At 70.6% G+C, this 24,678-nt stretch carries 23 protein-coding genes; 3 read left to right on the forward strand and 20 right to left on the reverse strand.

Annotated elements, in window-relative coordinates; translation table 11 throughout:
* The first annotated feature begins 4 nt into the window (after nucleotides 1-4).
* Together KGD87_RS12510 and KGD87_RS12515 are read left to right on the forward strand one after the other, a co-directional pair.
* Nucleotides 5-730, forward strand: coding sequence for a rhomboid family intramembrane serine protease (locus tag KGD87_RS12510; RefSeq protein ID WP_284667675.1), 726 nt, complete (start codon nucleotides 5-7; stop codon nucleotides 728-730).
* Nucleotide 731: 1 nt separating this feature from the next.
* A complete protein-coding gene (locus tag KGD87_RS12515; protein ID WP_284667676.1) occupies nucleotides 732-1,325 on the forward strand; it encodes an LOG family protein in 594 nt (197 codons plus the stop codon).
* 6 nt (nucleotides 1,326-1,331) lie between these two features.
* On the opposite strand, the gene KGD87_RS12520 is transcribed toward KGD87_RS12515, so the two are convergent.
* The 9 genes from KGD87_RS12520 to KGD87_RS12560 form a co-directional block, all read right to left on the reverse strand.
* Nucleotides 1,332-1,964, reverse strand: coding sequence for a hypothetical protein (locus KGD87_RS12520; RefSeq protein WP_284667677.1), 633 nt, complete (start codon nucleotides 1,962-1,964; stop codon nucleotides 1,332-1,334).
* Nucleotides 1,961-2,527, reverse strand: a complete 567-nt coding sequence (pyrE, locus tag KGD87_RS12525) for an orotate phosphoribosyltransferase (RefSeq protein ID WP_090494249.1) — start codon at nucleotides 2,525-2,527, stop codon at nucleotides 1,961-1,963. Before pyrE ends, KGD87_RS12520 begins: the two co-directional genes overlap by 4 nt.
* A 3-nt stretch (nucleotides 2,528-2,530) precedes the next feature.
* Nucleotides 2,531-3,871 carry a ParB/RepB/Spo0J family partition protein gene (locus tag KGD87_RS12530; protein ID WP_284667678.1) on the reverse strand — a complete coding sequence of 447 codons (1,341 nt, stop codon included), beginning with the start codon at nucleotides 3,869-3,871 and terminating at the stop codon, nucleotides 2,531-2,533.
* Nucleotides 3,872-4,040: 169 nt separating this feature from the next.
* Entirely contained in the window at nucleotides 4,041-4,763 is a 723-nt protein-coding gene (bacP, locus tag KGD87_RS12535) for a bactofilin BacP (RefSeq protein WP_284667679.1), read from the reverse strand.
* Nucleotides 4,764-4,766: 3 nt separating this feature from the next.
* Nucleotides 4,767-5,147 carry a bactofilin BacO gene (bacO, locus tag KGD87_RS12540; protein WP_176408989.1) on the reverse strand — a complete coding sequence of 127 codons (381 nt, stop codon included), beginning with the start codon at nucleotides 5,145-5,147 and terminating at the stop codon, nucleotides 4,767-4,769.
* A complete protein-coding gene (gene bacN, locus KGD87_RS12545; RefSeq protein WP_002636699.1) occupies nucleotides 5,144-5,485 on the reverse strand; it encodes a bactofilin BacN in 342 nt (113 codons plus the stop codon). The genes bacO and bacN overlap by 4 nt, the downstream gene beginning before the upstream one ends.
* A 55-nt stretch (nucleotides 5,486-5,540) precedes the next feature.
* Nucleotides 5,541-6,380, reverse strand: coding sequence for an alpha/beta hydrolase (locus tag KGD87_RS12550; protein WP_284667680.1), 840 nt, complete (start codon nucleotides 6,378-6,380; stop codon nucleotides 5,541-5,543).
* A 12-nt stretch (nucleotides 6,381-6,392) separates the two neighbouring features.
* Complete coding sequence (locus KGD87_RS12555; RefSeq protein WP_284667681.1) at nucleotides 6,393-8,267, reverse strand: tetratricopeptide repeat protein; 1,875 nt, start codon at nucleotides 8,265-8,267, stop codon at nucleotides 6,393-6,395.
* Between the two features lie 43 nt (nucleotides 8,268-8,310).
* The gene (locus tag KGD87_RS12560; protein WP_284667682.1) at nucleotides 8,311-10,818 is read right to left on the reverse strand and encodes an ATP-binding protein; all 2,508 of its coding nucleotides are present in this window, start codon (nucleotides 10,816-10,818) and stop codon (nucleotides 8,311-8,313) included.
* A gap of 474 nt (nucleotides 10,819-11,292) precedes the next feature.
* Here KGD87_RS12560 and KGD87_RS12565 point away from each other — a divergent pair, with 474 nt between their 5' ends.
* Complete coding sequence (locus KGD87_RS12565) at nucleotides 11,293-12,894, forward strand: hypothetical protein (protein WP_284667683.1); 1,602 nt, start codon at nucleotides 11,293-11,295, stop codon at nucleotides 12,892-12,894.
* A 9-nt stretch (nucleotides 12,895-12,903) separates the two neighbouring features.
* On the opposite strand, the gene KGD87_RS12570 is transcribed toward KGD87_RS12565, so the two are convergent.
* The 11 genes from KGD87_RS12570 to cpaB are packed head-to-tail and all read right to left on the reverse strand — an operon-like array spanning nucleotide 12,904 to nucleotide 24,653.
* Nucleotides 12,904-13,644: a TlyA family RNA methyltransferase gene (locus KGD87_RS12570; RefSeq protein ID WP_284667684.1), complete on the reverse strand. Its 741-nt coding sequence runs from the start codon at nucleotides 13,642-13,644 to the stop codon at nucleotides 12,904-12,906.
* Entirely contained in the window at nucleotides 13,641-15,392 is a 1,752-nt protein-coding gene (locus KGD87_RS12575; RefSeq protein ID WP_284667685.1) for a 1-deoxy-D-xylulose-5-phosphate synthase, read from the reverse strand. Before KGD87_RS12575 ends, KGD87_RS12570 begins: the two co-directional genes overlap by 4 nt.
* Nucleotides 15,392-16,285: a polyprenyl synthetase family protein gene (locus KGD87_RS12580; protein ID WP_284667686.1), complete on the reverse strand. Its 894-nt coding sequence runs from the start codon at nucleotides 16,283-16,285 to the stop codon at nucleotides 15,392-15,394. The genes KGD87_RS12575 and KGD87_RS12580 overlap by 1 nt, the downstream gene beginning before the upstream one ends.
* Before the next feature lie 20 nt (nucleotides 16,286-16,305).
* Entirely contained in the window at nucleotides 16,306-16,686 is a 381-nt protein-coding gene (locus KGD87_RS12585) for a response regulator (protein WP_284668629.1), read from the reverse strand.
* A gap of 24 nt (nucleotides 16,687-16,710) precedes the next feature.
* Nucleotides 16,711-17,067 (reverse strand): exodeoxyribonuclease VII small subunit, encoded by a 357-nt coding sequence (xseB, locus tag KGD87_RS12590; protein WP_141588763.1) that lies wholly within the window; start codon nucleotides 17,065-17,067, stop codon nucleotides 16,711-16,713.
* Between the two features lie 42 nt (nucleotides 17,068-17,109).
* The gene (gene xseA, locus KGD87_RS12595) at nucleotides 17,110-18,816 is read right to left on the reverse strand and encodes an exodeoxyribonuclease VII large subunit (protein WP_284667687.1); all 1,707 of its coding nucleotides are present in this window, start codon (nucleotides 18,814-18,816) and stop codon (nucleotides 17,110-17,112) included.
* Nucleotides 18,813-20,561: an FHA domain-containing protein gene (locus tag KGD87_RS12600; protein WP_284667688.1), complete on the reverse strand. Its 1,749-nt coding sequence runs from the start codon at nucleotides 20,559-20,561 to the stop codon at nucleotides 18,813-18,815. The genes xseA and KGD87_RS12600 overlap by 4 nt, the downstream gene beginning before the upstream one ends.
* 27 nt (nucleotides 20,562-20,588) lie before the next feature.
* The gene (locus KGD87_RS12605) at nucleotides 20,589-22,043 is read right to left on the reverse strand and encodes an FHA domain-containing protein (protein WP_284667689.1); all 1,455 of its coding nucleotides are present in this window, start codon (nucleotides 22,041-22,043) and stop codon (nucleotides 20,589-20,591) included.
* A gap of 6 nt (nucleotides 22,044-22,049) precedes the next feature.
* On the reverse strand, nucleotides 22,050-22,940 hold the full coding sequence (locus KGD87_RS12610; protein ID WP_176420880.1) for a type II secretion system F family protein: 891 nt from the start codon (nucleotides 22,938-22,940) through the stop codon (nucleotides 22,050-22,052).
* Nucleotides 22,941-22,950: 10 nt separating this feature from the next.
* Nucleotides 22,951-23,796: a type II secretion system F family protein gene (locus KGD87_RS12615; RefSeq protein WP_011554643.1), complete on the reverse strand. Its 846-nt coding sequence runs from the start codon at nucleotides 23,794-23,796 to the stop codon at nucleotides 22,951-22,953.
* A gap of 41 nt (nucleotides 23,797-23,837) precedes the next feature.
* Nucleotides 23,838-24,653 (reverse strand): Flp pilus assembly protein CpaB, encoded by an 816-nt coding sequence (gene cpaB, locus KGD87_RS12620; protein ID WP_163786281.1) that lies wholly within the window; start codon nucleotides 24,651-24,653, stop codon nucleotides 23,838-23,840.
* Nucleotides 24,654-24,678 lie beyond the last annotated feature (25 nt).

Below are 24,678 nucleotides of genomic sequence, written 5' to 3' on the forward strand. Positions count from 1 at the left end.
CCGCATGTCCTCCCGTCCACGACGCATTCTCGACGCACCCTCCTCCGCCTCGGGCGGTGAAGGCCCCGGCGCGCAGCCCCCTGGCCTACCGCAGCCGCGGCCCTGGGTGTGCTACGCCCTCATCGCCTGCGCGGTGTCGCTCTTCGTGGCGGAGCAGGTCCTGCCCATCTCCCAGGTGGTCCGGAGCGAGCTCGGGCGGATGCAGATTCCGCCCCTGGGCCTGTACGGCCCCTTCGTGCAGGCGGGCCAGTACTGGCGGCTGCTGGGCGTGGTGCTGGAGCACGGCAGTCTCCTCCACCTCGTCTTCAACATGTCGGTGGTGGTGACGCTCGGCTTCGCGCTGGAGCGGGGCATCGGCAGCCTGCGCTTCATCGGCCTGTCGCTCGTGACGGCGCTCGGGGCGTCCACCTTCTCGCTCATCTTCGACTTCGACGTGCCCACGGTGGGCGCGTCCGGCATGATTCTCGGCTGGGCGGGGGCCATGCTGCCCGTCGCCACGCGCGAGGGCCGCCGGGACTTGTTCATCTGGCTGGCGCAGGTGGCTGTCCTCAGCATGCTACCCGACGTGAGCTGGGCGGGGCACCTGGGCGGCTTCCTCTTCGGCCTGCCCTGCGGACTGGCCCTGCGCATGGGGCGGCAAGTCTACGCACGCGCCCTGCCCATCCTTCTTTTTCTCTCGGTGGTGGTGGCGCTCTACGCGGCCCACCCCGAGCGGCGTGGAGGCTTCTGACATGGAAGTGCGAAGTGTCTGTGTGTTCTGCGGCTCCCGGCCCGGCGCGCGTCCGGAGTACCTGGACGCGGCCTCACGCATGGGCGCCGAGCTGGCGCGGCGAGGCCTGACGCTCGTCTACGGCGGCGCCAGCGTGGGGCTCATGGGCGCGGTGGCGGACGGCGTGCTGGCCGCCGGAGGCAAGGCGGTGGGCGTGCTGCCCGGCTTCCTCGGCGCCAAGGAGCTGGCGCACCGGGGCCTCACGGAGCTGCACTCCGTCGGCTCCATGCATGAGCGCAAGGCGCTGATGGCGGAGCGCTCGGACGCCTTCATCGCCCTGCCCGGGGGCTTTGGAACGCTCGACGAGCTCTTCGAAATCGTGACCTGGGCCCAGCTCGGCCTGCACCGCAAGCCCATGGGCCTGCTGGACACGCGCGGCTACTTCCAGCCCCTGCTGGCCATGGCGCGGCACCACGCGGAGGAAGGCTTCGTCCCCGTGGAGCAGGCCGTGCCCTTCGCCGTGAGCGCTTCGCCCACCGCCCTGATGGACCGGCTGCTGGCGGGCCCGACGATGCCGCCCGCGGAGAAGTGGCTGAGGCGCCCCAGCCAGACGTGAGCCGCGCTACCGCGCGCTCACCTGCATGTCCGCCTTGCCCAACGACGAGGCCATGCGGAACGTCACCGTCTCCGTGCCGGGCGGAATGACGGGGCTCCCGTCGGACATCTGCGTGGGGAACTGAATCTCCCACCCCACCCAGAAAATCGACGTGTACGGGTAGTACGCCCGCGTCTGCATGTTCACCCGGCCCAGCCGGCGGATGCGCGAAGGCGTCACCTCGCCAGCGGGCGTCACCAGCGCCAGGCGCCAGATGGAGTGCTTGTAGTCGAAGTCGGCGTAGACGAAGTCGTTGAAGTGCACGCCCAGGAAGAACTCATGGACCTGCGCGGCCTTCGCCCGCTCCTCGGCGAGCATCTGCTCCACCTTCACCGTGGGCAGTTGCTGGAAGGCGGCCTGACGATGCACGCGCGCCTCGCGGAAGGACTGCGTCTGCAGCGTCACGCCCGCGAACACGCGCGTGTCGAAGCCGTCGTAGATTTCCTGCTGCCCCGTGTAGCGCGCCAGAATCTTCCGGTAGGAGTGCTCCGCGTGCTCGTCCGGCAGCGACGGCGGCGGATCGCTGATGGCGGTGGGCGGCGTGGTGACACAGCCCGCGAGCAGCCCCAGCAGCGCCGCGGCGAGGAACGGACGTCTCACGGAATGAAGTCCTTGCGGGTGAAGAGCGTGTGGAGCCGGTGGCCTGAGGCCTCCACGGCTTCACGTCCACCCTCCAACCGGTCCACCAGCGCGAAGGCCCCCAGCACCTTCAGGCCTTCCAGTTGGGCCCGCTCGATGGCCTTGAGCGTGGAGGCGCCCGTCGTGACGACGTCCTCTACGATGGCCACCGCCGCGCCCTGCCCCAGCCCGCTCAAACCCTCAATCCACTGGCCCGTGCCGTGCCCCTTGGGCTCCTTGCGCACGATGAAGGCCGCCAGCGGCGTGCCGGACAGGTAGCCCGTGAGGCTCACCGCGGACGCCAGCGGATCGGCGCCCAGCGTCAGCCCGCCCACGCCGACGGCCTCGGGGGCCTCGCGCCGGATGGCCTCCAGAAACAGCCGGCCAATGAGGAAGTGGCCCTCGGCCAGCAGCGCCGTGCGCTTGCAGTCGATGTAGAAGTCCGACTCCTTGCCGGACGAGAGCACCACGCGGCGCTGCTCGAAGGAGCGCTCGGTGAGCAGCTCCAACAGCCGGGCACGGTCGCGCACGAGTGGTTCCGCCATGGCCTACAACCCCTCCAGGTAGGTAACGAGCTCGGACGAGTAGCGGAGCTGCATCAGGAGCTCCGCCTTGCGCGACTCATCCAGCGCGGCGAACACGTCAGCCAGCAGCGAGAGGTCCTGGTTGATGGCCCCCAGCCGCTGCGCCACTTCCTGCGCCAGCTCGTCGGCGTCAATCTCCTCCTCAACGCCCTCCGGCGCCAGCGTGTCCTCGGTGGCGAGCGCCTTCTCCAGCATGTCGCGGACGGCCGCGCTCAAGCGCCCCTGCGCCTCGAGCTCGTCGCGCTTCGCCTCCAGGACCTCGGGGCCCACCGGCGTGGCGTGAATCGCCTCCGCCAGCGACATCACCAGCGCGTCCTCGTCCGAGAGCCGCAGGTGGATCCGCGCCTGCACCGCGTCCCGTTTGAGGAAGCGCAGCGCGGCGACGCGCCGGAAGCCGCAGACGAGCTGGTAGCGGTCTTCCCCCGCCGGGCGGACGTCCACCGGGAACAGCTGCCCCAGCCGCGCAATGTCCGTGGCCAGCCCCGACACGTCTCCTTCCGGGCGGAGCTTGAACGCGCTTTCGTCCTGCAGCTTCTCCAGCGGCAGGAGCACCGTCGTCACCCGGCCTGAGAGCCGCTGCTCGGGCTCGGGGAGGACGTCCTCCTGCGACTCCTCGCCGGAGTCGCTGGCTTTGTCACCGTCGGCATCCCCCGTCCAGAACGCGCCTTGGGGGCGCTCGTCCAGTCCGGGCGTGGCACGGGACTCGCCGTCGGAGGGGGCCTGCTCGGCGCGCGCCTCCGCGTTGGCGTCGGACCGGCCTCCTGATTCACTTCCGTCCTGCCCCTGGGACTCACTCACGGCCTGGTGCTCGCCCTGCGCATGAGACGCATCCTTGGCATGTGGCTCCCCCGGACCGTGGGACGTGGTGCCCTCGGCCTGAAGTCCACCTTCCCGCGAACCTGTCGGGTCCTTTGAAGCTTCGCTCCCCGAGGCGTCCGCGGAGCCCGGCGCTTCGCTGCTCGCATCGTGCGGCCGCGCGCCTTCGCCCTGCGTGTCGCCAGTGGCCGGGGACGCCTCGTGCGACGAAGGCGTTCCGTCAACGGGAGGCGCACCCCCCTGCTCCTGCGCGGAGCCGGCGTTCTGGGGCTCGCCCTGTTCGGAAGGCGTGCCCTCGACGCGCTGCTCCGAACCTTCGGCGGGAGGCGTGCCCTCGGCGGGAGGCGTGCCCTCGGCGCGCTGCTCCGAACCTTCGGCGGGCGGCGCGCCCTCGGCGCGGTGCTCACCACCGGACTCCGGTGACGCGCCCTCGCGCGGGTGTTCGCCCTGCTCCGAGGAGGCTCCCGAATCGTGCGGCTCGGTGCTCACGGCACCACCCTGGCCGCCGTCCTGCCCAGACGGCGCCTGTGAGCCACCTTCGGGCCCAGCACCCGCCGTCCCATCCTGTCCATCAACCCTGTGCTCGGCGTCCATGGTGGCACCCCTGATAAGCTCACGCGCCCGCACCGCCAACGACTGACGGCGCGGGCGGTGCGCGCTAGCGGGTCTTCTTCTTCACCACGACCTTCTTCTTCGCGCCAGCACCCACCAGGACTGGCGTCGGCGGCTCGGCAGCGCCCGCCTGCTCAGCCTGCGACTCCGCCCGCTCCACGCGAGTCGGCGGAGGCGGCGGCAGCGGCTTGCTTCCCAGGCCACCCAACCCCGGACGGGTGATGGGCGCCGAGGGGCGCGTCACCGCGGGAGGCGCCGAGGGGCGCGCGGGCGGAGGAGGAGGCGTGGGCCGCGACGGCGGCGGAGGAGGCGTGGGCCGTGAGGCGGGAATCGTCGGACGCGCGGGCGTCACCGAGGGACGGCTCACCGCCGTGGGGCGGACCACCGCGGGGCGCTCGGCCGGCAGACGTCCCGGCTCCACATCACCCATGTCCACGCGGCCGCGGAAGCTGGCCCCGTCCACGATGATGACGCGCGGGGCGCGGATGTCGCCCACCATGCGGCCTTCGCGGGTGAGCTCCACGCTCTCGGTGGCGTTGATGTTGCCCACCACCACGCCGCTGACGATGGCGTTCCTCACCGCCACGTTGGCCTTCACCACGCCCGAGGGCTCCACGATGAGGGTGCGGCTGAGCGTCAGCTCACCCTCGACGCGCCCTCGGACCGTGAGGTCCTCGTCGCCCGTCAACCGGCCGCTGATGAGGATGGAAGGCCCCACCACGGTGTTGTCGACGTTGTTGCTCGCTGAGAGCTCCTTCGCGGTGGCCACGAATCAGCGCTCCTTCATGTCCATGTCGACGTTGCCCTTGAAGGAGGCACCGTCGGCGATGAGGATTCGGGGCGCCTTGATGTCGCCCACCACGCGGCAGTCCGTCTTCAGCTCCACCTTGTCGCTGGCGACGATGTTGCCCGTGACGCGGCCGGCGATCTCCACGTTCTGCGTCTCGATGTCCGCCTCGACGACGCCGCTGCCCTCCACGTAGAGGCTTTCCTTGAGGGAAATCTTCCCCTTCACGGTGCCCTGGATGACCAGGTCCTCGTCGCCGGAGATTTCCCCGTCGATGACGATGCTCGAGCCAATGACCGTATTCGCCATGAGTGTTGTCCGCCTCTCGAAAGGTGTGTGCCGCGGCGCGCGCGGCGTGAAGCTCAAATGTCGTCAGGAAGCCGAACGTCCATCTCGATGGAGCCGTTGAACACGGCCCCGTCCTCGATGACGACGCGAGGCGCCTTGATGTCGCCGGCCACCTTGGCCGAGGCGTTGATGGCCACGCGCGACGAGGCGTCGATGTTGCCGCTGGCCTCGCCGTTGATGGTCAACTCCTCGGCGCGGATGTCCGCCTGCACCTTGCCGGTGCTCTCGATGGTGAGGTGGTTCTTCAGGGCAATCTGCCCCTCCACGCGTCCCTCGATCACCAGGTCCCCACCTCCCGTGAGGTTGCCCTTGATGACGATGCCCTTGCCGATGATGCCCGTTTCACCCGTTGCCATGCGGTGACCTCACCCAGCGCCAGCTCCTCCCTAGGAGCCGGGCGACCTGATTATGTCAGAGATGCGCGGAGATCCAGCCGGAGATATCCCGGAACACCTCCGCACGGCCCACCTCGTTGAGCGGCTCATGCCGCATTCCGGGGTACTCCTTGAACTTCTTGTCGGGCGACCCCGCCCGCTCGAAGTACTCCCGCGCCGCCGCCGGAGCGGCCACCCCATCCTCCGCGCCACACAGGACGAACAGCGGCACTTGAATCTTCGGCGCCAGCAGCACGGCCTCGCCCTGCGCCCGGGTGGATTCGACGAACCACCGCGGCGTGGCGATGGTTTGGTGGAGCGGGTCCTCCCGGGTGGCCCGCTGCACGTCGGTATCATGGGTGAGGTCCTCCACCTTGAGCCCGGAGGAGATGCTCAGCCACGGCACCAGCTTGCCCACCGCGCGCGCGGCCATCAGCTTCGAGGCCGGAGGGGTGATGGCCAGCTTGAGGTACGGCGCCGACAGCACCAGCCCCGTCAAACCCTCCACCTGCCGGTTGGAGGCCCACGTCGCCGACATCAGGCCGCCGTGGCTGTGCGCCAGCACGAAGGCCTTCTTGCCCTCTGACACCGCGCGCACCCGCGCCCAGAAGACCTCCAGGTCCTCCAGGTAGTCCGGCCACTTCTCGCAGTAGGCCCGGCGCCCGTCGGCCTTGCCATGGCCCCGGTAGTCGAAGCCGTGCACCGCGAAGCCGTCCGCCAGCAGCGCGTCCGTCACGAAGCCATAGCGGCCAAAGTGGTCGCCATACCCATGCACCACCGCGACATGCGCGCGGGGCTCGGCATCAGGAAGGATGGACTTCCAGTACAGCCGTGTGCCGTCCCTGCCGGGGAAGAAGCCCTCGTCGCTACGCGCCATAGGCGCACCAACTTAGCGGTCTGGCGCACGCGTGGGTAGCGCCTTGAGCTTGCGCTCCAACGCGGCGCGCTGACCGGGGGGCTCGGCGGACTCGGGGTCCAGCGTCAGCACTTCCAGGGCGCGCCGCCAGGCCGCCGCGGCATCGTCCGTCCTCGCCACCCGCTGGTAGGCGTCTCCCAGGTGTTCGAGGATGACGGGCTCGTCCGGAGCCAGCGTGGAGGCCCGCTCCAGCGCGTCCACGGCCCGGGCGTAGTCGCCTCGCCGGAAGTACACCCAGCCCAGTGAATCCAGGTAGGCCCCGGTGTCCGGCCGCAGCTCCAGGGCGCGCCGCACGCGCCGCTCGGCCTCGTCCAGGTTCTGCCCCGCCTGCGCCAGCAGGTAGCCCAGGAAGTTCAGCGCGGCGGTGTGGTCCGGAGACACGGCCAGCGCCGCCCGCATGCGGGCCAGCGCGCCCGTCACGTCGCCCTGCCGCTCGTGGGCCGCGCCCAGCGCGTACAGCAGGTCCGCGTCCCGGGGAGCGCGCGCCACCGCCTCGCGCAGCAGCGTCAACGCTTCGTCGCCTCGGCCCTGCCGGTGGAGCGTGGCGGCCAGGGCGTCATGCAGCGCCGCGGAGGGATGGGTGGCCAGGCCCTCGCGCAGGAGCAGCTCCGCGCGGTCCGGTGTGCCGCCGCGCTCCAGGGCCCGGGCGAACTGCATCCGGACCTCCACGTCCTCCGGCGACGCCTGCATGGCGGCCCGGTAGAGCGTGAGCGCCCGGGAGTGCTCGCCCAGGAGCGACAGGCTGCGGGCCCGGCGCAGGCGCGCGTCGGCATGGACATCCGACTCCGCGGGAACACCGGCGAAGGCCTCCGCCGCGTCGGCGAAGCGGCGCATCCGCTCATGGACGAGCCCCGCGTAGTAGGCCAGCCGAGGGTCCGCATGGGCCCCCCGGCGCGCCGCCTCCAGCACCTCCGCGGCCGCCCCGGGCTCGCGCGCGGCCAGGTAGCTGAAGGCCACCCGCACCGGCATCTCCGGCTCGGAGGAGAGCGACAACAGCCGGTCGAAGTACGCCCGCGCCCGGACGGTGGAGCCCGCCTTCAGCGCCGCGCGTCCGGCGCCCAGCAGCACCTCGCGGCTGTCCGGCTCCCGCTCCAGCGCCCGAGCCAGGGACGCCTCCGCCTGCACGGGCCGGCCCGTGTCCTCGTACAGCTGAGCCAGCGCCGTCAGCACCTCCACGTCGCCTGGGGCCCGGGTGGCGGCCTCCACCAGCAGCCGTTCGGCACGCGCCGTGTCGCCCCGCTCCGCCAGGGCCAGTCCCAGGCGCTGGTACCCAGAGGCCTCCCCCGGCAGCGCCAGCGCCAGCGCGTCCACCACCTTCACCGCCGCGTCCGTGGCCCCTGTCTCCAGGTGGAGCTGGGCCAGGACGAGGTAGGCCTCCGGCTCGCGCGGCTTGAGGGACACCGCGCGCCGCAGGTGCAGGCGGGCCCGGGCGAACCGCTTCGACTCCGTGAGGACGCGGCCCAGGAGCACATGCGCGGGGTAGTAGGCGGGAGCACGCAGCACGGCCCGGCGCAGCTCACGCTCCGCGCGCGTCAAATCGCCCAGGCGGGCATACGCCTCGCCCAGCCGGGTGAGCAGCAGCGGGTTGCCGTCATCCGTGGCCAGGGCCAGCCGCAGCGCGTCCACCGCGCCCCGGTGGTCCCCGGCATGGTGCTTCAGCCGGGACTGGAGGTAGTTCGTATAACTGGCGGAGGAGGCGTAGCGGCCTTCGTCCGCGGCGCCCGCGTCGATGGCCTCCCGCATGGCCTCCGGGTCCACGCGCGGCCGCCGTGACGGAGCGGCCGCGGACACACCCGGCGCCACGAGGACGGCCAGCAGGGCGGACACGAGGAGGCGAGAGGGGCGCACGCGAGCCTGAGTCTAGCGTGAGCCCGTCCCGCGTGCAGTCGCCTCAGGTCTCTTCCGGGGCCGGCGCGCCCAGTTTCTCCAGCAGCTTCTCCACCGAGTCGCTGTCCTGGCTCACATCCGCCACCGCCGACCGGTACTCCGTGTCCGTCGCCTTCTCCACATCCGGCAACATGCGGCTGATGACGGCGCGCGCCGCCTCCGCCTGGCACTCCGGCAGGACGACGGCGAACACGCCTCCGCCCAGGTGGGAGATGGCATCCGGGTGGCGCACCCGCTTGCGCATCACGTCCGCGATGGTGGACGGCACGGGCTCCACCGGCCGGTCGGGCCGGAGCACCGCGAGGCTGAGCGCGCGGTGGTAGCGTCGGCTGCGCGCCACTTCCTGCTCCAGCCGCAACAGCAGCCCGCGCCGGTCGTGCAGGCCCGTTACGGGGTCGCTGCCGGTGCGCCGCTGCAGGGCGCTGGTCTTCTCCTTCTCCTGCTGCTCGCGCTCGCCCTGGCGCAGCTTGAGGGCGCGCTCGGTGCGGTTGAGGAGCTCCACCGCGTTGAACGGCTTGCTCATGTAGTCCACCGCGCCCAGGTTCAGCGAGCGGACCTTCTCCGCCACGCCCTGGTGGGCGGACAGCAGGATGACGGGGATGCGCGCGGTGTCCGTCGAGGACTTGAGCGCCATGGCCGCGTCCAGGCCGTCCAGCTTGGGCAGGAACACGTCCATGACCACCAGGTCCGGCCGCTGGGCCTTCGCCCGGGCCAGTCCCTCCGCGCCGTCGCGCGCCACCTCCACGCGGTACTTGGAGCGCAGCACCTCCGACAGCACCGCGGCGATCTCCGGCTCGTCCTCCACCACCAGCACGCGCGGCTGCTCCTGCGGCGAGGGCGCGGCGGCGGGCGGCGGACGCGGGTTGCGCGGCGCTTCCTGCGCCAGCGGCAGCGTGAAGACGAAGATGCAGCCGGTGTCCGGCGGGCTCTCCGCCCAGATTTCACCGCCGTGCAGCTCCACGAACTCCTTGCAGATGGCCAGCCCCAGCCCGGTGCCCTTGCCGCCGTGGCGGTAACGGTCGAAGACGAGGTGCAGCTCGTCCGGCGGAATGCCCACGCCATCGTCCTGCACGCACACCTTGGCGGCGTCTCCGTCCGGACGCCCCAGCCGCTGGGTGCTCACCACCACCTCGCCGTCCTGGCGCGCGTGGTGGATGGCGTTGGTGATGAGGTTCTGCAGCACCTCGTGCAGCTTCACCTCGTCGCCGATGAGCATCAGGCTGTCCGGACAGTCGGCGCGCAGTGACACGCCCCGCTCCGCGGCGAGAATCTCCAGCTCGTTGACGGCGTCGCGGCACAGCTGCGCCACGTCCAGGACTCGGGGCTCGATGGACAGCCGCGCCGCCTCGCCCTTGCCCTTCTCCAGCAGGGACTCCACCAGGCCGAGGATCTTCTTGCCCTGGCGGATCATCGCCTCGGAGGACTGGCGCTGCTGCGGCTCCAGCGGCCCTTCCTGCAACAGCCGGCCGTGCCCCAGGAGCACCTGGAGCGGCGCGCGCAGGTCGTGGCTGCACACCGCGATGATTTCGTCCTTGAGCCGGTTGAGCTCCTTGAGCCGGCGGTTGGCCTCGCTCAGCTCCTGGTAGCGCTGGACGTAGGCTTCCTCCAGGTCCTCGCGCTTCTTCTTCACCGCCGTGTGAAGGCGCGCGTTGCGGATGGAGTTGGCCAGCACGCCGGCCACCGCCTGGGCGAACTCCTGCTCGTCCCGGCCGAACGACGCGTCCGCGCGCGATACGCGTAGGAACAGCGCTCCCAGCAGGTCGCCCTGACAGATGAGGGGCTGGACCAGGATGGACTTCACGCCCAGCGGCAGGATGTTGGTGCGCACCTCCGCCATCAGCGGGTCGCGCTGCGCCTCCTCGATGACCACCGCCTCCCGCGTCTCCAGCGCGCGGCGCAGCTCCGGGTAGCGCATCACCTCGATGTCCAGTTGGACGAGGCTCGGGTCCTCCTGCGTGGCCACCACCTTCGCGGTGCGGGCATGGCTGCCCTCCACCAGCACCACCGAGCAGCGGTCCGTCCCTGTGACGCGGCCGACCTTGTCCACGGCGATGCGGAGAATCTCCTCCAGCTCCAGAGAGCTGGTGGCCGCCTGGGTGATTTCCAGGAGCATCCCCATCCGCAGACGGATCCGCTCTTCCCGGTCGCGCAGCCGGCCCGCGCGCAGCGCGGCCTCCAGACGGGGCACCACCTCGTCGGCGCCGCGGATCCAATCGTCCACGGCCAGCCGCTTGAAGGCCTCCGCCGAGCGCGCGCGGCCCAGGTCCACCAGCACCGGCAGGCGCTGGAGCCGGTCCACCTTGCGCAGCGACTCCAGCATCTCCGCGGCCCGCTTCGCCGTCACCGACAGCAGGACGACCTCTGGCTGCAACGTGTCCGCGACCTGGGCCAGGCCGCTCTCCTTCTCCGCCGACGCACACTGGTAGCCGCTCGAGGTGAGCCGCTCCATGAGCGCGTCGCCCGCCTCCTTGGCGGCCACCACCAGCACGCGTCCCCGCTGATCAGCCTGCATCTCGACTCTCACGGTGAACCCCAGCCCCGGCGGCATGGCGCCGGGTAGAGAGGCTGCGAAAACGCGCTGCGTGCGAAAGAGTTCATGGTTCGGATCCCGATCATGCCGCTGAACACGCCCTGGGGCCAGAACGGCGGGCATGGGTGGGAGGATGTGGCCGCGTCGGTCCCCGCCGCCCCCAAGTCCTCCGGAGGCCGAGCGTACACGATGGAAGCCACTTCCCTACCGCCCGCGGACCGCGCACGGCCGACCGCCCTGCCTACCACCCATCAGGCGCTAGCAGGGCTATAGATGCAACACCCTGGCGCTGTGACGCCGCCCACCGAGTGGGGTCCCAACGGCGCGGGCGGAACTACCACAGCCAGCGGCCCTTGGGGGACGTTCCGTACCCAGGTGGGATGGGGTCGGTTCGGGCCCGCCTGACGGGAGGGCCTAGATGCCTGGGATGCCGCGTACCGGCTAGAGTCCGCCGCCATGGCCCACCCCTCCCTGACGCGGCGCGCGCGGCGCTCCGCCCTCATCGTCGCCGGCAGCCTGGCCGCCGCCTGTGGCGGCAGTGAACCGCCCCCTCCCACGCCGGATCCCCCCCAGGTCGCCCTGACGGTGCCCGCGGGCATCATCTCCGACGACAAGCTCCAGGTCATCGTCACGGTGTCTGGCTGCGAAGGCGGCTCGACGCTCAACGTCAATGACCGGGAGACCCTGCTCCGGACCTTCCCGCACAGCGGCGGTACGATGACGCTGACGCTGGAGCGCAACGACATCCCCTACGCCACGGTGGGCCTGGCCGCGAACCTGTCGTTGAACGCGGTGGCCACGTGCTCCGACGGGCGCACGAATCGCTCGCAGCCCGCGCCTGTCTCCTACTTCCCGGTGCAGCGGCGCATCGTGGAGCCGCAGAACGCCGGCCAGGTCGTCACCGACCACTTCGTCATCGACGGCACCAGCGCGAACCCCACGTTCGTGGGCTGCGGCGTCCCTCCGACGGAGATTTCCACGCTGTACCGCGTGGACCTCAGCGGCAACGTGACGGGCACCGTCGGGATGCCCATCGCCTGCACCCCCGAGACGGTCATCACGGAGCGCAACCCCATCAGCGGCAAGCGCTGGGTGTGGACCCCGAACGTGGGCGCCTTCGCCGTGGACGCCGACCTGCGCATCACCGCGCGCACGACGACGGACATCGGCCCCACGCAGCTCACCGTGCTGCCGGGCGGTGACGCCATCATCGTCAACCGCATCGACGAGGTGCGCCGCCTGTCCCACAACCCCAACGGCACGTCGGAGAGCGTGGCCGAGGTCAAGTGGCTCTACGCGCCCACGACGCTGGAGAGCGTCATCGCCCCGCCCCTGGTTCGCGCGGACGGGATGATTCTCATCGCGTCCCTGGGCACGGGCCCGGATGCTTCGCGCACGGACGTCACCGTCACCGAGCTGTACGCGGGCGAGACGGGAGAGCAGGGCGCGGGTGGCACGGCCCGGGTCGCGTACAAGCTGCGGACCTTCGCGCGCAACGAGCGCCTCCCCCTGGGCGCCTTCAATGACACCGGCAACACGCTCTTCCTGGGCCTCCAGCTCGGCTCGGAGCAGTCGCAGGTCATCGCGTGCGCCGCGAACCAGGACGAGTGCGAGGGCGCTCGGCTCCAGTGGACCAGCCCCGCGCTCCCGGTGCCGCTGGCGCACATCCTCTACCACCCGGGCGCCTCGCGCCTCGTCGCGGTGGGCCAGCAGCGCGTGTGGTTCCTCGACGCGTCGGGGCAGATTCGCAACCGGGACAACCGCTCCATCGACGCGAATGGCGCGCTGAACGTGCTCCAGGTGCTGCGCCGACCGAACTCGCCGGAGCTCTTCCTGCTCAACGCGCCGGCCCGCGGACTGGATGGCGCGCCGACGCTGCCCAACGAAATCGTCGCCGTGGACCAGACGTCCGGCGGCGAGGCCCGTGAGCTGTTCCGTCACCAGGTGGTCGGCAGCCTGGGCGGCGCAATCGACCCGGAAGGCCGGCTGTGGATCCGCACCGGCTTCGACGTGGTGCAGACGCTGCCCCTGTCCGACTACCGCCGCTACCGGCCGTAGCGCGCGGACTCAGGGCCTGCTGGCGACGAGGAGCGCCTCCACGTTGCCAGCGGGCCCGGGCACCGTGGAGTCCATCAACCCGAGCACCTCCAGGCCCTGCTCGCGGACGAACGCCGTCACGGTGTCGATGGCGCCCTGCCGGGCGGCGACATCCCGCACCACGCCGCCCTTCCCCACCCGGTCCGGCCCCACCTCGAACTGGGGCTTCACCAGCGCCACCAACAGGCCGCCCGGCTCCAGGTACGTCAGCACCGACGGCAGCACCTGCGTCAGGGAGATGAAGCTCACGTCGATGACGACCACGCCGACCTTCTCCGGCAGGTCCTCCTCCGTGAGGTAGCGCGCGTTGACGCGCTCGCGCGAGCGCACCCGTGGGTCCGTGCGCAGCTTCTCGTGGAGCTGTCCGTAGCCCACGTCAATCGCATGGACGCGCGGGGCCCCGTGCTGGAGCAGGCAGTCCGTGAAGCCGCCGGTGCTGGCACCGATGTCCGCGGCCACCTTGCCCCGGACGTCCAGCCCGAAGCGGTCAATGGCGCCCTTCAGCTTCAAGCCGCCGCGCGACACGTAGGGCATCACCTCGCCCTTGAGGCGCAGCTCCGCCTCCTGCGGAATCAGCGTCCCAGGCTTGTCCACGCGCTGGTCATCCACCACGACCTGCCCGGCCAGGATGAGCGCCTGGGCCTTGGTGCGCGACTCGGCCAGCCCGCGCTCCACCACCAGCACGTCCACCCGCTCCTTGCGAGGCTTCACCGTCCGCCCCCCTCCAGCAGCGCCCGGCCCGCGCTCCGCAGGCCCGCCGCGTCCAACCCCAGCGTCGCGCGCTGAACCCGCGCGTCCCCATGGGGAACGAACGCATCGGGCATGCCCAGCAACCGGACGCGGGCCATCAGCCCGTGCGCCGCGAAGAGCTCCAGCACCGCGCTGCCCAGCCCCCCGCGCGTGGTGCCCTCCTCGGCCACCACGACATGACCGCACCGGCCGGCCTCCAGCAAGGCGGCTTCATCCAGAGGTGAAGCGCACCGCGCATCCAGCACGCTCCAGCCGGGCTCGCCCCGCGCGGCCTCCAACGCGGCGATGCCCAGGGGGCCCAACGTCACCAGCGTCAGCCGGGGCTGCTCCGCGCGAAGCAGCCAGCGCGCCCCCCGCAGCGGCACCGCCTCCGCGCCCAATCCTTCCGGCAGGGGCGGCAGCGTGCCACGTGGGAAGCGGATGACGGAGGCGCGCGGCGCCGCCAGGGCGGTGTCCAGCATCGGCGCCAGGTCCTCCCCCACCATGGGCGACCACAGGTGCAGGTCCGGCAGCGGACGCAGGGACGCCACGTCGTAGGTGCCCTGGTGCGTCGCCCCGTCCGCGCCCACCAGCCCCGCGCGGTCCACGGCGAAGACGACGGGCAGGCCCGGCAGGCACACGTCGTGGATGACCTGGTCGTACGCGCGCTGGAGGAACGTCGAATAGATGCAGCACACCGGACGCGCGCCGGCCGCGGCCAACCCCGCGCTGAAGGTGACGGCGTGCTGCTCCGCGATGCCCACGTCGTGCACGCGGTCCGGGAAGCGCGCCTTGAGCGCGTTGAGCGCCGAGCCCTCCAGCATCGCGGGCGTCACCGCCACCACGCGGGCGTCCCGGGCCATGGCGTCCTCCAGCACCGCCGCGAAGGCCTCGCTGAAGGTCCGCTGGCCGCCGCGCGAGCGCACCAGCTTGCCGTCGCGCCACTCATACGGGCCCATGGCATGCCCGCGCGTCTGCATGTCGGCCTCCGCCGGCGGGAAGCCCTTCCCCTTCAGCGTCAGCGCATGCACCACCACGGGCCGCGACGAGGCACGGGCCTCGCGCAGCGCGCGAATCAGCGAGGGCAGGTCATGCCCATCCACCGGGCCCAGGTAGGTGAAGCCCAGGCCTTCAAAGAAGTTGCGCGCCTCGCGGGTGCGCAGCAGCGCGGGGATGGCCCCCACGTTGGCGCTGATGGACATCTGGTTGTCGTTGAGCACGACGACCAACGGCAGGTGGCTGCCTCCCGCGTTGTTGAGCCCCTCGAACGTGAGGCCCCCCGTGAGGCCCCCGTCGCCCAGCACCGCCACCACGTGGCCCCGGTGCCCCTGCTGCCGCCGGCCCTCCAACACGCCCAGCGCCGCGGACACCGCCGTGCACGAGTGCCCCGCCAGCAGCGCGTCGTGAGGACTCTCTCGCGGGTCCAGGAACGGCGCGATGCCGTCCGCGTGCCGCAGCGTGTGCATGCGCTCACGCCGCCCCGTGAGGAGCTTGTGCGCGTAGGCCTGGTGCCCCACGTCGAACAGCAGCGCGTCCTGGGGCGAATGGAACACGCGGTGCAACGCGACGATGAGCTCCACCGCGCCCAGGGAGGCCCCCAGGTGGCCCCCCACACGGCCGCAGATGGAGATGATGTCCTCGCGCAGCGCGTGGCACAGGCGCGGCAGCGCCTCCTCGGGAAGTGCGCGGACGTCCGAGGGCGAGCCGATGCGTGACAGCCCCTCCGACATCAGGACTTCCGCTCCACCGTGTAGCGCGCCAGCGCCGCCAGCGGCCCATCCTCGCCCTCCAGGGGGCGCACGGCCGCGATGGCCTCGGCCACCTTCTGGTCCGCCAGCTTTCGCGACGCCTCCAGCCCCACCACCGCCGGGAAGGTGAAGCGCCCGGCCGCGGCGTCCGCGCCCGCGGGCTTGCCCAGCTCCGCCGCCGTGGCCGTCACGTCCAGCACGTCATCGGCAATCTGGAAGGCCAGCCCCACCGCGTCGCCGTAGGTGTCCGCGCGCGCCAGCGCGTCCGCGTCACCACCGCTGGCCAGCACGCCCATGCGGCACGCGGCCCGGATGAGGGCGCCCGTCTTCATGCGGTGCAGCCGGATGAGGTAGTCCAGCGCGGACGGCCGGTCCTCGGCGGTGTCCAGCACCTGCCCGCCCACCATGCCCGCCGCGCCCGAGGCCACCGCCAGCTCCCGGCACAGCGCGGCGCGCATGGGCTCGGGTCCACCGGCCACCAGGGTGAAGGCCTCCGTCAGCAGCGCGTCCCCTGACAGGATGGCCAGGGACTCGCCGTACACCTTGTGGTTGGTGAGCCGGCCCCGGCGGTAGTCGTCGTTGTCCATCGCCGGCAGGTCGTCATGCACCAGCGAATACGTGTGCACGTACTCCAGCGCGCACGCCGCGTCGCCCGCCACCGCCGACACGGTGCTTTCGCGCGCCACGAGGTCCGCGAAGGACAGGCAGAGCACCGGGCGCAGGCGCTTGCCGCCGGCCAGCAGGGAGTAGCGCATGGCCTCCACGAGCTTCGGCGGCGTCCCGGCGGGACCCAGCCGCTCCAAGCGCTCGCGCAGCAGGGCCTCGACGCGCGCCTGCTGGGTGGCCAGGAAGGAATTCAGTTGAAACGTTGCCACGAGCGTCCGTGCTCCTCGGTTTATGGAATCTGCGCGGGCACGAGCTCGCGGATGCGGCTGACGAGCTTGTCCAGGTCCAGCGGCTTGACGAAGTAGTCCGCGGCGCCCACTTCCATGCCGTGCCGCTTGTCCTCGGGCTCCCCACGGCCACTGATGAAGATGACGGGGATGTCCCGGAACTGCTCGTTCTTCTTCACCGCCCGGCACAGCTCGAAGCCGTCAATCCAGGACATGTTCACGTCCAGGAGGATGGCGTGCGGCCGGTGCAGCTGGAACGACGCGATGAGCCGCAGGCCGTTGGCCGCCATGGTGACGGCAAAGCCCTCGTCCTCCAGGGCCGCCGCCAGCAACTCCCGCGTGTCGCGGTCGTCATCGACAATGGTGATTTTCGGCTTCGACATGCCGGAGTGGACGGGCCCGAGCACCTAGAACGGGACGTCATCCTCCGGGGGCGGACGAGGAGCGGGGGCCCGAGGGGCCGCGGGCGCGGGTGCCGCCGGACGCGCGGCGACCGACAGGGGCGCCACCACGTCGTTTCCGTCCTCATCCAGCAGGAGCTGTTCGATGCGCTGCTCCGCCTCGGTGAGCAGCTTCTCACCCCGGCGCACCAGCCGGATGCCTTCCTCGAAGGCCTTGAGCGAGTCCTCCAGGGAGAGATTGCCGCTCTCCAGTCGGCCCACCGTCTCCTCGAGCCGGGAGACCACATCCCCGTACTGCTCGGGGACCTCGGCCTCCGCCACCTTGTCCGCCTTGGGCGCCTTGTCCGACTTCGCCACTTCCATCCACCTCCCCGTGTGGGGCGCGGGACTCTAGAGGGTGGCCCGTCAGCAGTCCACCGGCCCTTTCACCGCCGTGACGGTGGCTTCGATTTCTTCACATCCCCCGAGCGACTTCGCCCCGTTCGACGCGAGCTTCAGCCCCAGGCGCTCTCCCACCTGGACATCCGCGCCCGCGCGGACCACCGCGCCATCGCGCTGCCGGAACACCACCGAATAGCCGCGCGACATCACCTTCAACGGACTCATGGCGTCCAGACGTCCCTCCAGACGCTGGAAACGCTTCTGGGCATCCGCCAGCGTCGCCTGCTGGAGCGCCAGCAGCCGAGCCCGGTGTGCGGCCAGCCGGGCACGCTCGCGGGACACCTGGGCCACGGGTGACGCCCGCTCGAGCCCGAGCCGTGCCGTCGCCAGCGCGCCGTGCCGCGTCGCCACACCTGCCCGCACCGCCTCCGACAGCCGCATGGCGAGCTTCAGGAGGTGCGCCCGCTGCTCGCCCAGGCGCGCCTGGGGGCGCGCCCGCTGCAGCCTTTCGGTCAGCGACCGCAGCGCCTCACGGTGCCCGCGCACGGCCGGCCGCAGCACCCGCATCATCGACTCCACCTGCTCGGACAGGTGCAGCCGCTGGTGGTTGATGGCCCGCCGGGGGTCCTCCAACCGCGACGCGAGCTGGCCCTGCTCCTCGCGCAACTCCAGCACCCGGCGCTCCATGGCACGCCGCAGACGGCCCGCCTGCGTGGCCAGCGTCAGCTCCAGGTCGGCCAGCACTGGCGCCAGGCGCTCCGCCGCGGCGCTGGGCGTGGGCGCGCGCAGGTCCGCCACGAAGTCGGAGATGGTGAAGTCGATTTCGTGACCAATGGCGGACACCACCGGCACAGGCGAGGCGAAGATGGCGCGGGCCACCCGCTCCTCGTTGAAGGTCCAGAGGTCCTCCACCGAACCACCACCGCGCGTCACCACGATGACGTCCACGTCCGTGCGCCCCAGCCGCTCGATGGCGCGAGCCACCTCCACGGCGGAGCCTTCGCCCTGCACACGCGCGTCCGCCACCAGGACGCTCTGCCTGGGGTTGCGCGAATGCAGCACGCGCAGGAAGTCCTGCAGCGCCGCGCCGGTGCGGCTCGTCACCACGCCAATCCGCCGAGGCAGGGAGGGCAACGGCCTGGGGGGCCGCACGCGCCCGGGACCGATGAGCCCCTCCTGGGCCAGCCGCTCCTTGAGCTGCTCGAAGGCCAGCGCCAGCGCGCCCTCGCCCACCGGCTCCAGCCGCTGGACGATGAGGCTGTAGCGGCCCTGCGGCTCGTACAGGTCCACGCTGCCTTCGGCAATCACCTCCATGCCGTCGCGCAGCGCGAAGCGCAGGCGGGCCGCCATGGAGGCCCACACCTTCGCGTCGATGGCCGCGCCCGCGTCCTTCAGCGAGAAGTACCAGTGCCCCCGCGCGTTGGGCCCACGGAAGCCCGTCACCTCGCCGCGCACGATGACGCGGGCGAAGCGCGACTCCAGCGTCTGCTTGAGCTGGCGGGTCAGCTCGCCCACCGACAGCACCACGCGCTCGGGCTTGGGCGGCGGAGGCGGCGCGCCGTCCATGGGCCCCAGCAGCGAGGTGCCGTCCGCGTCCACCGGAGGCGGTGGTGGCGTCGGCGGCGCCGCGGCCTTCCGCGCCGCACGAGGGGTGGAGGCGCCACTGCCGAACAGGTCACCCTGCTGGCCCCCTGGCGGCGGCGTGCCGCCTCCCACCTTGCGCCGGGTCATCGGGACAGCTTCTCGACCCAGGTCTTCGCCTTCTCGTGGTACTCGTCGTCGGGCGGCGTCATCGCCACCACGTCCTTGAACTTGGGCAGGGCCTCATCGGGGCTCCCGTCCTTCAGGGAGTAGGCATGGAGGTAGACGTCCTTCGCCTTCGCCTTCAGCTCACTGATGATGTTGGTGGCGCCCGCGTGTCCGGGGTCCGCCTGCAGCGCCTTGCGCGAGTAGTCCATGGCGCGGCTCCACTGCCCCGCCGCCTTCGCCGCGGTGGCGCCCTTGTAGAAGATGGTGGCCGCCCGCGTGCCCGCGTTGCGCGCCATCTTGCTGGGACGGCCGCCGGTGATGCCCTTGTCCAGCGACATCAGCTTCGACAGGCCGCGGGCGTCCAGGTCCTCCAACCGCTTGTAGAGGTTGCCGAACTCCGTCATCTGCCCGAGCAGCTTCTTGCACTGCGCGTTGCGCGCCATGCACGCGTTGAGGATGGCCACCGCGCCGGACATGTCGCCGTCACGGAAGCGGTCGACGGCGGGCTCCCACGGCTTGGGGGCCGGCCCCTGGATGACGGGCTTGGGCGTGTCTCGGACGAGGATGGCCTGCGCCGCCTGCTCGTTGATGAGCTTGGCGTCGCGGTGCTCCGGGAAGGCCACCAGGATGTCGTCGGTGATGGCCTTGGCCATGTCGAGCTGACTCTCATCCAGCAGCTTGCGCGCCTCGCGCGTGCGCGTGTCCGCGGACTCCGACAGCGCGCGCTTCGTCTCGTTCACCTGCTCGTAGAGGAACTGGCTCTCTCCGGCGCCGGCCAGCAGCGTGCCAGCCTTGCCCAGCTCCTTCTTCGACAGAGCCTCCTTGGCCGCCGTCAGCTTCTCCTGGACGGGAATCTCGCGCGCGGCGTGCCCGAGGTAGTCCGCCACGCCCGGGTATTCCGGGGCCTCGGTCTGGAGCTCCTCCAGCTTCGCCTTCGCCTCGACCCACTTGCCCTCGCGCACGAGGTTCTTGGCGTCCTGGAACAGGCTGCCCAGCCGATCCCGGTGGTTCTTGCCTTGACGGGCCTCTTCCGCGGCGACCGCCTGCTGCTTCTGGACGTTCATCCGCACCACGCCCAGGCCCGCGAACAGCACCAGCACCGCGCCCACGGCGCCCAGCTTGATGAGCTTCTTCTTCTTCAGCTCCTCGGGGGTGGGCGCCGAGGCCGCCGCCGCGCGCGAGCTGCGCACGCGGCCACCTTCGACGCGAGGCCCCGGACGGGGCGGCACCGCGCCGCGGCTGCCAGAGGCCGCCGGACGGGGCCGCGGACCGGGGGCCGGCGCGCCGACCATCATCGTGGAGTTGGCCACGTCCTCGAAGCGCAGCTCCGTGTCGCCCAACGTGATGACGTCACCGTTGGCCAGCGGCGTCTCGTCGCTGACGACGTCGCCGTTGACGAGCGTCCCGTTCCCGGAGCCCAGGTCGCTGACCGCCCAACCCGCTCCCGACTTCCGCACCATGACGTGCTTGCGGGACACGGAGGTGTCCGGGATGCAGATGGCGTTATCGGTCGCTCGACCGATGACGTACTCCTCCTCGGACAGGGCAAACTCCTCACCATCCTTGGGGCCAGCGATGCAAATGAGCCGGGCCGCGGCGGAGACGGGGGCGGGCGCGGGCCGGGCGGACGTCCTGCGCACGGCGGGACGGGACCCGGTCCCACCCGAGGGCGCCCCAGAAGGGGGCCGGCGACGTGCCGGAGGGGAACCGTTGGACATGCGAATCACCGACTTCCTGTCGAAGTGAGCACGCGCCTACAGCTCGTGCTCGTAGGCCAACTGTAAACCTAGATTGTGGCAGCGATGGTCGGCCGTAGGGAAGCGTCGACCCATTTCCTGCAACGCGGCCCGGGCTGTCCGCGCATTCCGGTATTGTACGCTGCGTTGAAAATCGAGCATCAGCTGGCTGCACTTGTGGTCCAGCTCGGTTGCTACCTGGCCGAGCTGGAAGCGGACGTCCTGGTAGATGTCCGGCTTGGTGTCCAGCGCCTCCAGCGTCACCCAGGCGAAGCGGTACTGCTGCCACGCCTTGAAGAGGTTCTCCGCGCCGACGTCGCGCGATGCATAGAAGCGGGCGCCCGCGGCGACGTACTGACGCGCCTTGGCCAGCAGCTCCTCTTGCGGCAGCTCCGGCACCGGGATGATTTCCAGGCGCAGGTTCCACACGCGCCAGGTGTCCCGCCCCGGCGGGTTGCGGACGTTGTCGAAGACGACGGAGTTGAGCTCGCCCCGCTTCAGCGCCGTAGGCGGGAGAATCTGCTCCAGCCCGCGCTCCGTCACCGCATTCACGTCCGGCGGCACCCAGCCCACGTCCACGCCGTTGACGACCAGCGACACCTCCTCCTTGGAGATGCCACTGGCCATGTAGTGGACCACCGCCACCGCCCGCGTCGGGGTGACGAACTGGAAGGCGAACGACTTGTGGTCCGGGTTCTCCCACGTCACGCCCTCGCCCACCCCGAACGAGTCTGAAATCACCTCGAAGCCCAGGTCCTCCGGCTCCACGCCGGACACCCGGCCTTCGCTCCTGGGCATGAAGAAGACGGCCAGCACGCCCACCAGCGCCAGCACCAGGCCGCCTCCGGCCGCGCCCACGCCCAGCCGCGCCGGCATCGACAGCTGCCCCCACCACAGGAGCAGCCTGCCCGCCGCAGTCCCCTCGAGCTCCCGGCGGCGGCGCGCGCGCTCCGCCGCCGTCTGCTCCGCGCCGGACTCGGCCTTCGCCACGGCGGCGGTGCCCGGACGCACCGGCACCACCGCGGGCTGCTGCGCGGTGGGATAGCCCTCCGGCAGCACGATGCCGCTCTGGGCGGGAATCGGGTCGTTGAGGCGGATGGGACGGGTGGCGTCCGGGTCGACCACGGGGAGCGGGTCGCCCCGGCGGATGGGCCGCGTGGCGTCCTCGTCCCCTTCCGGCGGCACCCAGACGAAGGTGAACTCGACGGGGCCCACGCCAATCTTGTCCCCATCCCGCAACTGCTGCTCACCCGACAGCAGCCCCCCGTTGAGCACGGTGCCATTCGAGCTGCCCATGTCCGCGACGAAGTACTTGTCGCCGCGGAGCACGATGCGCGCGTGTCTGCGCGACACGCCGTGGTCGTGCAGCACCAGGTCGTTCTCCGAGGTGCGGCCGATGTTGACCTCGGCCGCCTCGAAGGTGAGCTCCCGTCCCTGCTGGAGCCCCTGGGTGATGGTCAGGAGGATGGGCACGGGGCGCTACCCCGCGACGTTTCCGAACATGAACTGGAACACGATGGGCCCGAACAGCACCATGAACACCGTGGGGAAGATGCACGCGATGAGCGGGAAGAGCATCTTCACCGGCGCCTCGCCGGCCAGCTTCTCCGCGCGCTGGGTGCGGTCGATGCGCATCTGCGTGGACTGGATGCGCAGCACCTTGCCCAAGCTGGTCCCCATCTTGTCCGCCTGGATGAGCGCGGTGACGAAGGTGGTCAGCGGCGGCAGGTCCACGCGAAGAATCATGCTCTTGAGGCCCTCTTCACGCGTCTTGCCCATCTTCAGCTGCTTGAGCACCAGCTGCAGCTCCTCGCGCAGCGGCCCCGGCTTGCCCTTCTCCACCACCTTGGCCAGTGCCGCGGTGAAGTCCAGGCCGGCTTCCACCGACAGCGTCAGCAGGTCCAGGCTGTAGGGCAGCGCGCGGCTGATGAGCAGGTGGCGCTTCTTCACCTGGTCGTTCAGCCACATCAGCGGGTAGTACATGCCGAAGAGCAGGAACAGCGGCGCCCACACCATGCTCACGCCGAAGCCGTTGAGCAGGATGAGGCCCATGATGAGGCCCACCACCGCGCTGACTTCCTGCAGCGCCATGATGTCCTCGGGCTTGTACGCCTGCGGCTCGCCCGCCTTGATGAGGTTGCGGCGCGCCTTGGCCTCGTAGCCGGGCCACATGAAGCGGCGGTTCATCGCGCCCAGGCGGCGGATGGCCACCGAGCCGAAGCCCTTCATGCCGCCCGTGGACTCGTCACGGACCTCCGACAGGAAGCGCTCCAGCAGCGTCTGGTACAGCCCCAGGCCCAGGAAGCCCACGGCGCCCGCGAAGAGGAGCGCCGAGCTGCCGATCAACATTGGCGTCAGGACATCGTCCACGGTGCACCTCTCAAATATCGATGTTGACGATGCGCCGGATGATGAGGATGCCCATCACTTCCATGATGGCGATGATGATCACGAGGATCCAACCGAAGATGTGGTCCATCATCGGCTCCATCAGGTCGGGCCGCATGTAGTTGAGCACCATGCCGAGCACACCGGGCATCGCCGCGACGATCCACCCCTGCAGCTTGCCCTGCGAGGTGAGCGCGTCGATCTTGCCTTCCAGACGGAAGCGCTCGCGGATGACCGTGGAGATCGTCTCGAACATCTCGGCCATGTTGCCGCCGAGCTGACGGGCGATGTTCGTGGACACGACGACCAGCTCCAGGTCGTCACTGCCCACGCGGCGGCCCATGTTGATGAGCGCTTCCTCCAGCGGAACACCCAGCTTCACTTCCTTCACGAAGAGGCCGAACTCCTGCGACAGCGGCGGCATCGCCTCGCGCGCCACGTGCTCAATGGCCTGGGGGAACGTGAGACCGGCCTTGAAGGCGTTGGCCATGGCCTGCAGCGCGTCCACCAGCTGCACGTTGAACTTCTTGATGCGCCGCTTCCGGTAGTGCTTGACCATCAGCATCGGCAGGAAGAAGCCGAACACCGTGGCCACCACCGCCATGATGGGGTTGAAGATGATGTACGTCAGGATCCCCAACAAGCACATGCACGCGATGTTGAGGATCAACATCTGGCGTGGATCGATGAAGAGGAACATGTCGCTCAAGTCGTTCATCGACTTGGCGACGTAGCGTTCCTGGTACTGCTCATACGCCTTCGACAGGACGCTGAAGATCACCAGGCTGAAGAAGAAGACCGAGCCGGTGACGAGGAGGAGGACGATTCCAGCAAGCATGTGCGCGCTTCCCTAAGAGCGAGGGTGGACGACGCACGCCATCACGGCGCGCCAGCGCCCGCGGCCCGCTCGGCACCGCCCTTGATGATCTGGATGATTTCGCGGCGCTTCTGCTCCAGCACGCGGGTGCGCTCACCCGACAGCAGCGTGCTGATGGTGGCGCGGCCACGCTCCTCGATGAGGTCCACGTCGTCCTCGTTGCGGAGGCTGAGCGTCAGCTGGCCGAGCTCCACCGCGAGCACCATGATTTCCGCCTCTTCCGGCAGCACCATCAGCGAGATGTTGTTGTACTCGCGCTGGTTCTCCGGGATGAGGTTCACGTTCGTCGTACCGGTGATCTTGCCCGTGGCCACCACGATGACGTTCTGCAGCAGCGTCACGGCGACGTTTTCGTCCGTCTGCGGATCACGGAAGGTGCCAATCACGTCCACGTGGTCATTGGGGCGAATCCAGCCGCCCACCGACGTGGTGTGCTTCGCCTCGATGGTGAGGGCGCGCGCCTTCTTCTGCACCTTCGACGACAGCCGCTCGGCGGCCTTGGTCGTCTCGAACTGGCTCCACAGCAGCGGATCACCCGCCTGCAGCGCCACCAGCACCTTCTGGTTCACGATGTAGGAAGCGGAGTCCGGGCGCACCACGGACGACGTCACGAACTGCTCGGGAACCGAGCGCTGGGAGATCATCTCGAAGGTGATGACCGTACCTTCAGGGACGTCCTGGGCCGCCACGACGACGGGGACCAGGTTCCATCCGCGGCGGACATCCGCCTCCTTCTTCTTGATGGCGGAATACGCGATGACGCCGGCCAGCAGGCCCAGCACAAGCGCGACGACGAGCGGAGTCTTGCCCTTCAGCATGGTTCAAAAACCTCCAGAACGGGGG

This window comes from Myxococcus sp. SDU36 (assembly GCF_030168875.1).
In the GTDB taxonomy this organism is placed as follows: Bacteria; Myxococcota; Myxococcia; order Myxococcales; family Myxococcaceae; genus Myxococcus; species Myxococcus vastator.

Coding starts and splice junctions, on each gene's coding strand:
- KGD87_RS12510 (WP_284667675.1), top strand. CDS start 5: ATGTCCTCCCGTCCACGACGCATTCTCGACGCACCCTCCTCCGCCTCG.
- KGD87_RS12515 (WP_284667676.1), top strand. CDS start 732: ATGGAAGTGCGAAGTGTCTGTGTGTTCTGCGGCTCCCGGCCCGGCGCG.
- pyrE (WP_090494249.1), bottom strand. CDS start 2,527: ATGGCGGAACCACTCGTGCGCGACCGTGCCCGGCTGTTGGAGCTGCTC.
- bacN (WP_002636699.1), bottom strand. CDS start 5,485: ATGGCAACGGGTGAAACGGGCATCATCGGCAAGGGCATCGTCATCAAG.
- KGD87_RS12550 (WP_284667680.1), bottom strand. CDS start 6,380: ATGGCGCGTAGCGACGAGGGCTTCTTCCCCGGCAGGGACGGCACACGG.
- KGD87_RS12560 (WP_284667682.1), bottom strand. CDS start 10,818: ATGCAGGCTGATCAGCGGGGACGCGTGCTGGTGGTGGCCGCCAAGGAG.
- KGD87_RS12565 (WP_284667683.1), top strand. CDS start 11,293: ATGGCCCACCCCTCCCTGACGCGGCGCGCGCGGCGCTCCGCCCTCATC.
- KGD87_RS12575 (WP_284667685.1), bottom strand. CDS start 15,392: ATGTCGGAGGGGCTGTCACGCATCGGCTCGCCCTCGGACGTCCGCGCA.
- KGD87_RS12585 (WP_284668629.1), bottom strand. CDS start 16,686: ATGTCGAAGCCGAAAATCACCATTGTCGATGACGACCGCGACACGCGG.
- xseB (WP_141588763.1), bottom strand. CDS start 17,067: ATGGAAGTGGCGAAGTCGGACAAGGCGCCCAAGGCGGACAAGGTGGCG.
- xseA (WP_284667687.1), bottom strand. CDS start 18,816: ATGACCCGGCGCAAGGTGGGAGGCGGCACGCCGCCGCCAGGGGGCCAG.
- KGD87_RS12615 (WP_011554643.1), bottom strand. CDS start 23,796: ATGCTTGCTGGAATCGTCCTCCTCCTCGTCACCGGCTCGGTCTTCTTC.
- cpaB (WP_163786281.1), bottom strand. CDS start 24,653: ATGCTGAAGGGCAAGACTCCGCTCGTCGTCGCGCTTGTGCTGGGCCTG.